Source organism: Devosia sp. FJ2-5-3 (assembly GCF_029201545.1).
Taxonomy (GTDB): Bacteria; Pseudomonadota; Alphaproteobacteria; order Rhizobiales; family Devosiaceae; genus Devosia.
Window position 1 is genome coordinate 463,661 of record NZ_CP104007.1, and the last position, 14,122, is coordinate 477,782.

Sequence of the window (14,122 nt, forward strand, 5' to 3'; positions counted from 1 at the left end):
TTTCTGTCCGAATGAGGATCTGTCAAGGGGGCGCATGCGCCCCCTTGCGCATTTTCCCAGTCCGGGGGTCTGCGTGCTTTACCGGAGCTTAAGGTCGGGCGTGATCAGCTTGCTTCCGCAGGAAAAGGGATGGGATGCAACTTGGCGACAAGTCTGCGGGAGGCATCCAGGCAAGCGGTCATCCGCCTCCTTTTGTTCGGCGGAGCGTGGGTCATACAAATCTGGGCCCAGGGGGCAGTGAATAATTATGAAATTTTCTGATCTATCCATTCGGACGAAGCTGGTGGCGGGAGCTGGCATCCTGTTCGCGGCAAGCCTTGCCGCGGTGGTTCTGGGCGGCACATCATTGATGTACGACACCGCCAGCGAGGAGGCCGAGGAGCGGGCGCGGGCGTTGATGACGTCCTACGCGCAGATGACGGCCGGGGAACTCGGTTCGATCATCAACCTCACGCAGGGCGTAGCATCGGCGCTTGAGGGCTCTATTGCCCAAGGCGAGGTGGATCGAGACGAGCTGGGCCAGATGGTCATCTCCGTCCTCGGGAACCGCCCTTCGCTCACCGGCATGACGCTTGCCTTTGACCCCAATGCCCTCGACGGTCTCGACGACCTTTACCTCGGGCACGCCTATTCCGACGCATCTGGGCGTTTCGTTCCCTATTTTACCAATGGCGCCAATGGCGTAGACACGCAATTGCTCGACATGTCGCCCGAAAACGGCACGGAGAGCTGGTATGACCTGCCCATGCGGGAAAACCGGGATGTGCTGACGCCACCCTATGCCTACCCGATCGATGGCAAGACTGTCCTGCTCACCACGGTGAGCGTCGTCGTGCACAGGAACAACCAGCCTGCGGGTATCCTCACCTCGGACATCAGCCTCGAGACGATCGGGGGAATGATCAGTGCCATGAAACCGTTCGGCGACGGCCGGGTCATGCTGGTCAGCCACGACAATCAATGGGTTGCCCATTGGGATCCCGCCCAAATGGGCCAGGCCATGCCTGCCGAATTTGCATCGGGACTGCTGGACGAAAGGCTGCTGATGAAGGGCATGACCTATGTCGATCCAGAGGGCGTCGAGCAGTTTGTCATCACCACCCGCGTCCAGTTCCCCGGGGTCGCCGAGCAGTGGTCAATGATCATGGAGGTGCCATCGGCGACCATATATGCGGGGATCGATCGCATGCGTTCGCTGGCCATGGCGGCCTCTGGCGTCCTGCTTGCAATGGCACTGGTGCTCGTCTGGCTTGGGGCAGGCCTTTTGGCAAAGCCCATTGTGCGGATGACGGCGGTCATGCGCGAGCTGGCGCAGGGCAAATACGACATCGATGTGCCTAATCAGTCCGGCAAGGATGAGATCGGCGACATGGCCCGGGCCGTTGAGGTGTTTCGCGAAAACGGCCTCAAAATCAGCCAGATGACCGAGGCCGAGGCTGCTCGAATCGTTCGCGACGAGCAACAGCGTCGGGCGATGATGACCGATCTGCAGGCCGCTTTCGGCGAAGTGGTGGACGCGGCGATTGACGGCGATTTCTCCAAGCGCGTGCATGCCCAGTTCCCCGATCCCGAGCTCAACAGTCTGGCAGGGGGGATCAACTCGCTGGTGGAGACCGTCGACCGTGGCATTGCGGAAACCGGAACCGTCCTCGGCGCATTGGCGCGCACCGACCTGACCGTGCGGATGACGGGTGACTATCGCGGGGCTTTCGCCAAGCTCAAGAACGACGCAAACGGCGTGGCCGATACGCTGAGCGAGGTGGTCAACCAGCTCAAGAGCACATCCTCTTCGATCAAGACGGCGACGGGCGAAATCCTCTCCGGTGCCAATGACCTGTCGGAGCGGACGACGCGGCAGGCGGCGACCATCGAGGAAACTTCGGCGGCCATGGAGCAGTTGGCACAGACGGTCATCCAGAACGCCGAAAGGGCGCGCGATGCCAATAACGACGCCCAATTGGTCAGTCGCACCGCAGAAGCGGGCGGCGAGGTGATGTCCCGCGCCACACTGGCCATGGAGCAGATCTCAACCTCTTCGGCCAAGATCTCCAACATTATCGGGCTGATTGACGACATCGCGTTCCAGACCAATCTGCTGGCGCTCAACGCCTCGGTCGAGGCGGCCCGCGCCGGCGACGCCGGCAAGGGGTTTGCGGTGGTGGCTGTCGAAGTGCGGCGCCTGGCCCAATCGGCCGCACAGGCGTCGTCGGACGTAAAAGTGCTGATCGAGGCTTCGGCCGGCGAAGTCAGCGCCGGCACCCGCCTCGTGGAAGAAGCGGCCAGCAAGCTTGCTGCCATGGTCGAGGCCGCGAAGTCCAATTCGCTGCTGATGGAGAGCATGGCGCGTGACAGCCGTGAGCAGGCGGCTGCCATCGAGGAAGTCACCGTCGCCGTCCGGCAGATGGATGAGATGACCCAACACAATGCAGCGCTGGTCGAACAGACCAATGCGGCCATCGAGCAGACGGAGGCACAGGCGAGCGAACTCGATCGCGTGGTGGCCGTGTTCCGCACCGATGGAAGGGATGGCGCTGCATCGATGGTGAAGGCCCAGCTCGCAGCCCGTCGGCCCGCGGTGCGTCCTTCCGCGGCCCAGGCTTATCTCAGCCACGGCAACGCTGCTGTGGCCGCCGATTGGGACGAGTTCTAAGAAGAGATCATCTCGGGGGCTGAGGGCATTTCTGCGCCTCAGCCCCTTTGGGAGGAGTAGGGGGGCCCGCCGCCTGAAGCGACGCCTCAAGATCGGACAAGACTCGTTAAACTCGACACAATTGTTGCATCTGTATTTTTACGTTTTTCTCGACAGTGGCGTGGATGCTTGGTTCGATCCCGATGTTTGAGTGTTCAATTTCCCGCATGCTTTGTTAGTATCCGTTATTATTGGTTCGTTAAGTCTTTGTTAGCCACGAACGTACAGCCTGACTGTGCACGGCCTTATGCGGATGGCCGGAGAGGGGCAACATCATGTGGGCACGAGCGTTCGGCGGATCTCAGCACGAGTTGAAGGCCAAGCTGGCGGCCATGATGCGCAGTCAAGCCGTCATCGAATTCGATCTCGACGGTAACATCCTCTGGGCCAACGATAACTTCCTCGAGGCCATGGGCTACGACCTCACCGAGATCGTCGCCAAGCACCATTCCCTGTTCTGTGATCCTGCCCATGTCCAGAGTAGCGAATACCGGCAATTCTGGCAGGAGCTTCGCCAGGGTCATTTTCACTCGCAGGTCTATCGCCGGATAGCCAAGGGCGGGCGTGAGGTCTGGATCCAGGCCAGTTACAATCCTGTGCTCGATGCGCGTGGCAGGCCGTCCAAAGTCATCAAGTTCGCAACTGATGTCACCAGTCAGGTATTGACCGCTGCCGACCACGCGGCCCAGGTCGCCGCCATTTCGCGTGTTCAGGCGGTGATTGCCTTTAATCTTGATGCCAGCGTCATAACGGCCAATGACAATTTTCTCGCAACGGTGGGCTACCAGCTGGATGAAATCATCGGCAGGCCGCATGCCATGTTCTGCGACCCTGCCTACGCGGCGAGTGCCGACTACCGGATGTTCTGGGACAAGCTGCGCGCTGGGGAATATGTGGCGGCGGAGTTTCAGCGCTTCGGCAAGGGCGGTCGGGAAATCTGGATCCAGGCCTCCTATAATCCCATTTTTGATGCCAACGGGCGGGTGATCAAGGTGGTCAAATTCGCCACCGATATCACCGAGCGCAAGCGGGCGGAGGGCATTCTGTCATTGCTCACGCAAAGTCTCGACCGCATGGCCGAGGGGGATCTGGGTGGGCGTATCGACACGGGCTTCACCGGGCAATACGAGCAATTGCGCCAGGCCTTCAACCAGTCGCTCGAGCGGCTGGACGATATTGTCAGCGGACTGAGGGAAACCTCCGGGTCGCTCAAGATCGCCACCGCTGAAATCCTCACCGGTGCCAATGATCTTTCCCAGCGCACAACGCGCCAGGCAGCCACGATCGAGGAAACGTCCGCCGCGGTCGAGCAATTGGCAAGCACGGTGGCGGACAATGCCCGCCGCGCCGGGACGGCAAACGACAAGGCGCGCCAACTGGCCAGCAATGCGGCGGACGGCGGGGCGGTGATGGGATCTGCAACGCAGGCCATGTCCGCCATCGAGACCTCGTCGGCCAAGATTTCCAACATCATCGGACTGATCGACGATATCGCCTTCCAGACAAATCTGCTTGCCCTCAATGCATCGGTGGAAGCGGCCAGGGCGGGGGATGCGGGCAAGGGTTTCGCCGTGGTGGCCGTGGAGGTGCGGCGGCTCGCACAATCGGCCGCCCAGGCCTCCGCGGAGGTCAAGGTGCTTATCGAGGCGAGCGCGGATGAGGTGCGCAATGGAGCGCAGCTGGTCGGTCAAGCCGCGCACAAGCTGGGCGAGATTCTGGATGGGGCCGGAGAGAGCTCGACCCTAATCGAGGAAATCGCCCGCGCCAATCGCGAGCAGGCCAGCGCCCTTGATGAAGTTGCTGTCGCAGTTCGGCAGATGGACGAAATGACCCAGCACAATGCGGCGCTGGTAGAAGAGACCAACGCAGCCATAGAACAGACAGAGGCTCAGGCGACCAAGCTCGACCAGATCGTCGATGTCTTTCGCCAGGCCGATGCGACGGCGGGCCGCCGGGGCCATCGAACGCCGGTTCTCAGGGTGGCTGGGTAGGCGCGAGAGCGCTGGCCCTGCCGAATAGACGCAGTGTTAACCACAGCCGAATAGAGATAGGGAAAGTTTGGTCCGGGGGGCAGTGCCGCCCGTGGACGGGATCAGCTGACTTAGACTTTGTGCCCTTCCGGAACGGACCATGACTGCACTTTCTCAAAACGATCTTCAGACCCGCCTCGATTTCGTCGGTCTGGATGAGGTCGCTCGCCATCGTCTCTCCGCGGCCAGCGCCAGCATCAAGTCCCATCTCGAACCGGCGCTGGACAGGTTCTATTCGAAACTGAAGGAAGAGCCGGCGGTTGCCGGTTTTTTCAGCAGCGAAAGCCAGGTCGGCAGGGCACAGTCCAAGCAGGTCGGCCACTGGCAGGCGATCGCCGAGGGCCGGCTCGACGACGACTACTTCGCCGCAAGCACCAAGGTCGGCCTCGTGCACGCGCGCATTGGGCTTGAGCCACGCTGGCATATCGGCGGCTACAGCCTGATCATGGAAACGCTGGTCCGCGGCCTGATGGCTGACGGGGTTGCCGAGATTCTCACACCCAAAAAGGGCGCCTTCGGCCGCTCGGTGCCGCCCAGTTCGGCCGAGATCGAGACGAAGATGGCCGCGTTCTCGGAGACGCTGATCAGCGTCCTCAAGACCATCATGCTCGATGTCGACATTGGCGTGTCCGCCTATTTCGCCAAGGTCAGCCAAGAGACTGAAGCGGCCAGTGCCGGCGCTCGGGCCAAGATCCAGCAGGCCGTTTCGGCGACCGGTTCCGTGCTCCAGGACGTGGCCCGCGGCGATTTGCGTTCACGCGTCGAAGAGAATCTTGACCCAGAATTCGAGCAGATCAAGCACGATACCAATGCGGTGGCCGAGCGCCTGACCACCATTGTTTCGCAGCTCCAACAAACCTCCCGCTCCATCAAGGTCGCCAGCACGGAAATTCTTTCCGGCGTCAACGATCTGGCGGACCGCACCACGCGCCAGGCTGCGACGATCGAGCAGACCACCGCATCAATCGAGCAATTGGCGAGCGCTGTCGATGACAATGCCGGCCGCGCTGCCACGGCCAGCGAGAAGGCTCAGAACGTGGCGCGAAACGCTACAAGTGGCGGGGAAGCGATGGAGGCGGCCAACGAGGCGATGACCGCTATCGAAACCTCGTCTGCCAAGATTTCGAACATTATCGGCCTGATCGACGATATCGCATTCCAGACCAACCTCCTGGCCCTCAATGCTTCGGTCGAGGCGGCGCGCGCAGGCGACGCCGGCAAGGGTTTTGCCGTGGTGGCGGTCGAAGTTCGCCGCCTCGCCCAGAGCGCTGCGAATGCGTCCTCGGAAGTCAAGAAACTGATCGAAGCGAGCGCGTCCGAAGTGCGCAAGGGCGCCCAATTGGTGTCGCGCGCATCGGAAGTGTTGCTGGACATTCTGGGTGGCGCGCGCGAAAGCGCCGTTTTGATCGACAGCATTGCACAGGCAAGCCGAAACCAGGCGCTGTCGCTCGGGGAGGTCAAAGTTGCGGTGCGTCAGATGGACGAGATGACCCAGCACAATGCTGCACTGGTCGAGGAGACCAACGCCGCCATCGAACAGACCGATGGACAGGTCGGCCAGCTCGACAGGATCGTCGACGTGTTCCAGATTTCTGGGCAAGATAGGATCGGGACGAGCCAGCGTCCCGCGACCCGTCCGGCGGAAGCGCGCGGCCTGCGCACGGTCAATGGCGGCATCTCGTCGGATTGGAACGAATTCTAGGGTCACGCCGGCCAGGGAGAACAGCAATGGCCCATATCGGCCTTGTGGCTCATGACGAGAAGAAGGACGATCTCTGCGCGTGGGCGGAGCGGCATAAGCTCAAGCTTGGCCAGCACCAATTGTGGGGCACCGGCACGACCGGAAGTCGCATCACCGCGGCTACGGGACTGCAGGTGACACTGCTCAAGAGTGGCCCGCTCGGCGGTGACCAGCAATTGGGCGCCATGATCTGCGAGGGGCGGTTGGATATGCTGATCTTCTTTATCGATCCGCTCTCTGCCCAGCCCCATGACGTCGACATCAAGGCGCTGACCCGGCTGGCCACGCTCTACGACGTGCCGTTCGCCAATAACAAATCCACAGCGGACGCGGTTTTGGCTTCCATTTGACGCACCTCCGGTTGACCGCTTCGCCTGCTTGTGAACAGATGCCGCCAAAATGTCCGGACCAACCGGGCGCCATGGTATCTTCAGGAAACTCGGGGCGGACCGGTGTCGACCGACTTGGTTATTGACGTTCGCAACGTCACAAAACGCTTTGGCGGGCTTTTGGCCGTCAATAATTGCTCTCTGTCCGTCAGGCGGGGCTCGATCACCGGATTGATTGGGCCCAATGGCGCCGGCAAGTCGACACTGTTCAATATGGTGGCCGGCAATATTGTGCCCGACGGCGGACACGTAATCTTTGACGGTCAGGACGTTACGGGCCTGCCGCCACACAGTCTTTTCCGCATCGGCATGTTGCGGACCTTCCAGATCGCGCACGAATTTTCGCAGATGACGGCGCTCGAAAACCTGATGATGGTGCCGGGCGACCAGCCCGGGGAGCGCCTGCTCGATACCTGGTTCCGGCCGGGACTCGTGCGCAGCCGGGAAACCGAAGTGCGCAAGAAGGCGCTCGACGTCATCGATTTCCTCAAGCTTGGCCACGTGCGCAATGAGCTGGCCGGCAATCTTTCGGGCGGACAGAAAAAGCTGCTCGAGCTCGGTCGCACCATGATGGTCGATGCCAAGGTCGTGTTGCTGGATGAGGTCGCCGCCGGCGTCAACAAGAGCCTGCTCAATGATCTGGCCAGCAATATCGAGCGGATGAACAAGGAACTGGGCTATACGTTCTTCGTCATCGAGCACGACATGGACCTGATCGGCAGGCTCTGCGATCCGGTCATCGTCATGGCGCAGGGCGAAAAGATCGCCGAGGGGCCCATGGCCGAAATCCGCGCCAATCCCGCTATCGTCGAAGCCTATTTCGGCTCGCCGGCCGAGGTCGCATAAACAATGGCATTGATCGAACTCAAGCATGTGGTCGGCGGATATGGTGGCGCCCCGATCTTGAATGGCGTCAACATTGCCATCGACAAGAGCGATATCGGCGTCATTGTCGGGCCCAATGGCGCTGGCAAATCGACGACGCTGAAAGCCATTTTCGGGCTTTTGAAAGTCACTGGCGGCACGATCGAATTCGGCGGCGAGAACATCGCCAATTCGCTCCCCGACAAGCTGGTGCCCAAGGGCCTCAGCTTCGTGCCGCAGGAGAAGAACGTCTTCACCTCGATGACTGTCGAAGAAAATCTCGAGATGGGCGCGTTTACCCGTACCGACGATTTCTCCGGGACCATGAACTGGGTCTACGAGATGTTTCCGGTCTTGGCTGAAAAGCGGCGCCAACCGGCGGGTGAGCTCTCGGGCGGACAGCGCCAGATGGTGGCCATGGGCCGCGCCCTGATGAGCAAACCGACCCTCCTGATGCTCGACGAGCCCTCTGCAGGGCTGTCTCCGCGCTACGTCATCGAGATCTTCGAGACCATTGTTCGCGTCAACAAGGAGGGCGTGGGTATTTTGATGGTCGAGCAGAATGCGCGCCAGGCCCTTGCCTTTGCCTCCAAAGGCTTCGTGCTGGCCCAGGGCCAGAACCGTTTCACCGGCACCGGGCAGGAATTGATCGACGATCCTGAAGTGGCCAAGAGTTTCCTGGGGGGCTAGGGCTTGGACGAGCTTATTTTCTTTATCAACCGCGTGCTGATCTCAGGCACGGTGCTGGGGTCGATCTATGCGCTGGGTGCCATCGGCATCACGCTGATCTTCGGCATTCTGCGCTTTGCCCATTTCGCCCATGGCGACATGATGACCATGGGAGCCTTTATCGCCTTCGTGCTCGCGACTGCACTCGCCGCATCCGGCATTATCCTGCCACTGCCCATGGCGTTCGTGGTGTTGCCCGTCGCGATGATTATCACGGCGCTCCTCGCACTCGGGATCGACAAAGGCTTTTATGCGCCACTGCGCGCCCGTGGCGCCAAGCCGGTCACACTTCTGATTGCCTCCATCGGCGTGACCCTGATGATGCAGGGGCTTTTACGCCTGATTTTCGGGTCCGGCACGAAATCGATCTATGTCGCCGGGGAGTCCAAGGACATTTTCCGCATCGACATGAGCTGGGCCGGCGGCAGTCGCCCCATTTCCATCACCGAGCCGCAGCTGATCATGTTCGTGGTTACCGCGCTGATCGTCGTAGCTCTTCATATCTTCCTGACCCGCTCACGGCTGGGCAAGGCCATGCGCGCCATGGCGGACAATGCGGCGCTGGCGCAGGTTTCGGGCATCAATACAGCGCTGGTCGTGCGTGTGACCTGGATCATTGCCGGTGCACTGGCCTGCGTGGCCGGCACCATGCTGGCGCTCGACGTGGCGCTGATGCCGGACCTCGCCTTCAACATCGTCTTGCCGATCTTCGCGGCGGCCATCGTGGGCGGCCTCGGCCATGCCTATGGCGCCATTGTCGGCGGGTTCCTCATCGCCTTTGCCGAAACGCTGGCGGTTTTCAACTGGACCGCGGTGCTGCGCCCGCTCAATGCCATCTTGCCCGAAGGCATGGCCCTGCCGGCAAATCTGGCGCTCGTTCCGACCGAATACAAGCTGACCGTCGCCTTCGTCATCCTCGTGGTCACGCTTCTCGTCCGGCCCACCGGTATCTTCAAGGGAGCCTCGACATGAGCCTGGCCTCTTCCATTGCGACCAGCCTGCAGAGCCCGCTTCGGCGGGGCATAGCGCTGTTTGTCGCCATGTTCGTGATCATTGTCATCACGGGCATGGTTCAGGGCGGCGCCTCGATCCTGCTGATCCTGACCCAGGCGACGGCCTTTGCGCTGATCGCACTGGGGCTCAATATCCAGTGGGGTTATGGCGGGCTGTTCAACTTCGCCATCATGGGCTTCCTCATGGTGGGTGGGGCTTCGACCGTCTTCCTATCCTATCCGGTCAACCCGGCCTTCTGGGCCAGCGAAGGGCCGATGATGCTGGGGCGGGTGCTGATCGCCTTCATCTTCGGGCTGCTCCTCGTCATGGCTGCCCGCAAGAGCGACCGCATCGGCATTACCGACAAGGCCCGCACGGCGCTGGTCGTGCTCGCCTGGTTCGTCGCCTATGTCATCTATCGCAGCCAGATCGACCCGGCCGCCGCCTATATCGAATCCACTGCCGGCTTTGTCGGCGGACTGGGCCTCAATCCCGTGCTCGGCTGGGCCTTTGGCGGTCTCGTCTCGGCCGTCATTGCCTTTTACATCGGCCGGATCAGCCTTGGCCTCCGTACCGACTATCTCGCCATTGCCACGATCGGCATTTCCGAGATCCTGCGGGCCCTGATCAAGAACATGGACTGGCTGACGCGCGGCACCATGACCGTGTCGCCCATGCCCTGGCCAACACCGCTGCCGCAGCATTTGCAGGCGATGGGCTTTTCGATTCCCGAGAGCTTCATCTATGCGCGCCTCGGTTTCCTCGTCCTCTCCGTCATCATCCTGGTTGTGGCATTCCTCATCGTCCAGCGGGCTTATGGCGGGCCTTGGGGCCGGATGATGCGCGCCATTCGCGACAATCACATCGCTGCCGGCTCCATGGGCAAGGACGTCACCGGACGTCAGCTCGAGCTCTTTATCTTCGGCTCGATCCTGATGGGTATCGGCGGGGCCATGCTGGCCACCTTCTCGCAGATATTCGACCCCTCCGGCTACCAGCCGATCAACCACACCTTCATGATCTGGGTGATGGTGATTGTTGGCGGCGCAGGCAATAATTGGGGCGTCGTGCTGGGCGCATTCCTCATCTATATCGTCTGGATCATTTCCGATCCGCTGGCGCAGCTGATCTTCCTCAACCTCTCGCAATTGACCAGTAATCTCGGCTGGGGTGCGATCCCCGAGATCGACAGTCGTGCCCTGCAGATGCGCGTCTTTGTCCTCGGCGTGGTCATCACCATCGCCCTGCGCTATGCCCCCAAGGGGTTGATCCCCGAAGTGGTCAAGCGCGGCTAGGCGGTTTCGCCTTACGGCGTTTTCCCAGTATCACCACCCGGTCCATCCGGGTGGTGCACCGTCCTGCTGCGATGGGATGCCGGCCTAAAACCAGAGATACGAGCCCGAGGCGTCGAAGACAGCATGCCTCAGCGCCGTGCCGTCACCCAGAGCCATTCTGTCGGCTTGCCGTCATAGCCTCCACCCATGTGTGTGCTCAGGGACAGGTCGGCCCAGGCGGCGGCATCGCGGAAATGGGCCACCAGCGTCTCGGCATCGGGATAGTTGTAGTAGCGGCCGAACATGTCGCGCCCCTCGCCCGAGCCTGACTTGAAACTGGCGACCACAAGGCCACCGGTTCGCAGCGCTCGATGGATGCGGGTGAGGTCAGCGGTCAGCTCATGTGCGGGTGCATGCAGCAGGCTGGCGCTGGCCCAGACCCCGTCATAGGCCTGGTCCTCCTCGAGCTGATCGAACCGCATGATGCGCACCGTTCGTCCGAGCAGACGTTCGGCCTCTGCGGCCAACTCGGGCGAGCCATCGCTGGGGTGCACATCATGGCCCCGTGAGAGCAGATAGGCCGCGTCCTTGCCGCTCCCCGTGCCCAGTTCCAGCACAGCGGACCCGGGGGGCAGGGCATCGGCAAAAGCGACGAGCTGTTCCGAGGGCAAGCCGCTCGCATGCCGAACATAGGTCGCGGCATTTTCGGCGTAGAATCTGAGCGTGTCGTCGTCGGCCATCGCACCCTCCTGAAAATGAAAACGGCCCGGGATCGCTCCCGGGCCGCTGTTTTGGTCTGTGGGACCGGCGCGTGATCAGTCGATCAGGCCCTTGTTCACCACGGCGCCGCCTTCGACGACGAAGTAGTTGATGGCGCCGGCGACGTCGCCGACGTCATCGAACTCGACGGTGCCCGAAGCGCCTTCGTAGTTGATGTCGGTACCGGCAGCGATCAGTTCCTTGGCCTTGGACCATTCGCCCGGCAGGATGGTTTCGCCGGGAGCGTTGGACACTTCGCGCAGAGCGGCGGAGATGCCGTCGCGATCAGCCGAGCCGGACTTCTCGATGGCCAGAGCCAAGAGGAACACGGCATCGTATGAGTTGGTCACATAGGTGCCATTGGCGTCCTGGCCGGCGGCAGCAGTAAGGGCGACGAGCGCGTCGAAAGCCGGACCTGCAGCGGGAGCCGCCTGGGTCAGGATCATGCCTTCGAGGTCGGCACCGTTGCGCGAAGCGAGCAGGGCTTCACCGGCCATGCCGTCGCCACCGACGAAGAGGTCGAACGAACCGGCTTCGACAGCCTGGTTGAGGATGGCGCCGCCGCCGGCGTTTTCGTAGCCGTAGATCACCAGGGTGGTGGCGCCAGCAGCTTCGATCTGGCCGATTTCCGGACGGTAGTCAGCCTTGCCGTCTTCATGGGCAACGCTGGCAAGCACGGTGCCGCCATTGGCCTTGAAGGCTTCCTCGAAAGCGCCGGCCAGGCCCGAACCGTAGTCGTTGTTGACATAGGTCACGCCGACTTCGGTGACGCCCTGGGCGATCAGCAGTTCAGCGGCCTTGACGCCCTGGATGCTGTCGGGAACCACGTCGCGGAACACGAGATCGTTGTCAGCGAGTTCGGCAACGGCCGGAGCGGTCGAAGCGGGCGAGATCATGACGACGTTGCCAGGAATGGCCGAGCCATTGGCACCGGCAATGGTTGCGCCCGAGCAATAACCGCCAAAGATGGCGATGACATTTTCGGCATTGACCAGACGGTCGGCGGCCGGACCGGCTGCACCGCCGTCACAGGCCGAGTCGGCAAGCACCGAAGCCAGGGTCTGGCCGTCGAGAATGCCGCCCTGGTCGTTGACATTGGCGATGGCCAGATTGCCGGCATCGACCATGCCCGGAGCAAAGCCGGCGATCGGACCGGTCACGTCGGCGAGAAAGCCGATCTTGACTTCCTGAGCAAGGGCCGGGGCCGCCAGGCCAAGGGTTGCGGCGGCGACAGCCAGGGTCAGGGTATTCTTGAAATTGCGCATAGACGTCCCTCTGCTTGCGTTGCCTGCCGGGCGGCTTGAAGGCCCGCTCTTGCGACCGGCAACGGAATGTGGAGGCGCGACCCGCGCCTCTCTGGACCGGACTGTTGCACATTCTGCGACTAAAAGTCACCGGGGTTTGCGCGACAATTCCGCAAGCCGTTTCGGTTGCTTAACACAGGTGGTTTGCGCATAGACTGAGCCGGTTACGGAAGGGATCAGCATGCGGCTTGTGCGGTGGACTTATCTCGGCGCGATGTTGGCTTTGGCCGGCCAGCCCGCCATGGCCCAGTTCACAATTCTCGATGACCGGCCGGCCGGGGCAGGCGCCAACGCGGCCGAGCAGGAGGCGCCGCTTCCCTGTGGCACCCAGCCAATTGCCATCGCCCGCATGAGCTGGCCCTCGGCGGCTCTTCTTGCGGAAATCCACGCAAGGCTACTGGCCAGCGAATATGGCTGCGAGGTGCGTGTCACTCCCGGCGACATGCCGGCGACGACATCGTCCATGGGCTCGTCAGGCCAGCCGGCCGTGGCGCCGGAAATGTGGGTAACGCGCATCGCCGATGTGTGGAACGGCGCGATAGAGGCGCAGATGGTGCGCAGCGCGGCCCCCACCTATGTCGAAACCACCTTCGAGGGCTGGTTCATGCCGGGCTATTCGGTGACGGGGGCGGTGCCATCGGCGGCAGGATTGGCCGGTTCGCTTCCGGCTGAAGGAACCGGCGAGCGTACGCGGTTCATTTCCTGCCCTGCCGACTGGGCCTGTGCGCTGATCAACCGCAATTTGCTCAAGGCGTATGGTCTGGAGCAAAGGGTGGAGGTGATCGAGCCGGCGAACCGGTTCGAGATGGACACGCTGATCGGCGAGGCGGTCAACCGGCGCGACGTTTTCTTTTTCTACTACTGGCAGCCCAATGCGGTGCTCGAACAGCTCGATTTCGTGGCGCTCGACATGGGAGCGTTCGACGAAGAGGCGGCCAAGTGCCTGGCGCGCCAGAATTGCGTCGACCCCAGGCCCAGCGCCTATCCCAGCGAGATGGTGGTGGTGGCGCTCAGTGACTGGGTGTTTTCGGAGGCGCCGCAGGTCGCAAGTTATTTCCAGCGCTCCAGCCTTCCCCTTTCCGAGATGAACGCATTGCTCGCCCAGACGAGCGAGCCGGGCGCCACGATCGAGAGCGTTGCCGACCAGTTCGTGGCGACGCGGCGCGATATCTGGAGCAAATGGGTCGCGGAACCACAGTGATCGGCGGGAGTCGGGCGGTTCCTGATGAGAAAAATTCTTGCCGTACTGCGGCCCAAAACGGCAAAATGGCGCCAGGACACAAGTTTATTGCCCTATTTTCGACCCCGCCACAGCGCTTTACGCCGCGACTTTGGTCGCAAGCTGGATGT

General features: G+C 62.0%; 11 protein-coding genes. 9 read left to right on the forward strand and 2 right to left on the reverse strand.

Features of this window, described 5'->3' with window-relative positions:
• Nucleotides 1–247: 247 nt before the first annotated feature.
• From N0P34_RS02305 to N0P34_RS02340, 8 genes are all read left to right on the forward strand, one after another.
• Complete coding sequence (locus N0P34_RS02305) at nucleotides 248–2,650, forward strand: methyl-accepting chemotaxis protein (RefSeq protein WP_275605414.1); 2,403 nt, start codon at nucleotides 248–250, stop codon at nucleotides 2,648–2,650.
• Between the two features lie 314 nt (nucleotides 2,651–2,964).
• The gene (locus tag N0P34_RS02310) at nucleotides 2,965–4,680 is read left to right on the forward strand and encodes a methyl-accepting chemotaxis protein (protein ID WP_275605415.1); all 1,716 of its coding nucleotides are present in this window, start codon (nucleotides 2,965–2,967) and stop codon (nucleotides 4,678–4,680) included.
• A 139-nt stretch (nucleotides 4,681–4,819) separates the two neighbouring features.
• Entirely contained in the window at nucleotides 4,820–6,421 is a 1,602-nt protein-coding gene (locus N0P34_RS02315) for a globin-coupled sensor protein (protein WP_275605416.1), read from the forward strand.
• Nucleotides 6,422–6,447: 26 nt separating this feature from the next.
• Nucleotides 6,448–6,810 carry a methylglyoxal synthase gene (locus N0P34_RS02320; protein WP_275605417.1) on the forward strand — a complete coding sequence of 121 codons (363 nt, stop codon included), beginning with the start codon at nucleotides 6,448–6,450 and terminating at the stop codon, nucleotides 6,808–6,810.
• 102 nt (nucleotides 6,811–6,912) lie between these two features.
• Nucleotides 6,913–7,695 (forward strand): ABC transporter ATP-binding protein, encoded by a 783-nt coding sequence (locus N0P34_RS02325; RefSeq protein ID WP_275605418.1) that lies wholly within the window; start codon nucleotides 6,913–6,915, stop codon nucleotides 7,693–7,695.
• A 3-nt stretch (nucleotides 7,696–7,698) separates the two neighbouring features.
• Nucleotides 7,699–8,403, forward strand: a complete 705-nt coding sequence (locus N0P34_RS02330; RefSeq protein WP_275605419.1) for an ABC transporter ATP-binding protein — start codon at nucleotides 7,699–7,701, stop codon at nucleotides 8,401–8,403.
• A 3-nt stretch (nucleotides 8,404–8,406) separates the two neighbouring features.
• Nucleotides 8,407–9,414 (forward strand): branched-chain amino acid ABC transporter permease, encoded by a 1,008-nt coding sequence (locus tag N0P34_RS02335; RefSeq protein WP_275605420.1) that lies wholly within the window; start codon nucleotides 8,407–8,409, stop codon nucleotides 9,412–9,414.
• The gene (locus tag N0P34_RS02340; protein WP_275605421.1) at nucleotides 9,411–10,730 is read left to right on the forward strand and encodes a branched-chain amino acid ABC transporter permease; all 1,320 of its coding nucleotides are present in this window, start codon (nucleotides 9,411–9,413) and stop codon (nucleotides 10,728–10,730) included. Before N0P34_RS02335 ends, N0P34_RS02340 begins: the two co-directional genes overlap by 4 nt.
• Before the next feature lie 128 nt (nucleotides 10,731–10,858).
• Here the strand turns inward: N0P34_RS02340 and N0P34_RS02345 are convergent, their stop codons facing one another.
• Together N0P34_RS02345 and N0P34_RS02350 are read right to left on the reverse strand one after the other, a co-directional pair.
• The gene (locus tag N0P34_RS02345; protein WP_275605422.1) at nucleotides 10,859–11,449 is read right to left on the reverse strand and encodes a class I SAM-dependent methyltransferase; all 591 of its coding nucleotides are present in this window, start codon (nucleotides 11,447–11,449) and stop codon (nucleotides 10,859–10,861) included.
• Between the two features lie 75 nt (nucleotides 11,450–11,524).
• Nucleotides 11,525–12,733, reverse strand: coding sequence for an ABC transporter substrate-binding protein (locus N0P34_RS02350; RefSeq protein WP_275605423.1), 1,209 nt, complete (start codon nucleotides 12,731–12,733; stop codon nucleotides 11,525–11,527).
• Nucleotides 12,734–12,953: 220 nt separating this feature from the next.
• Between N0P34_RS02350 and N0P34_RS02355 the strand changes: the two genes are divergently transcribed.
• Nucleotides 12,954–13,973: a glycine betaine ABC transporter substrate-binding protein gene (locus N0P34_RS02355; protein ID WP_275605424.1), complete on the forward strand. Its 1,020-nt coding sequence runs from the start codon at nucleotides 12,954–12,956 to the stop codon at nucleotides 13,971–13,973.
• The last annotated feature ends 149 nt before the right edge of the window (nucleotides 13,974–14,122 follow it).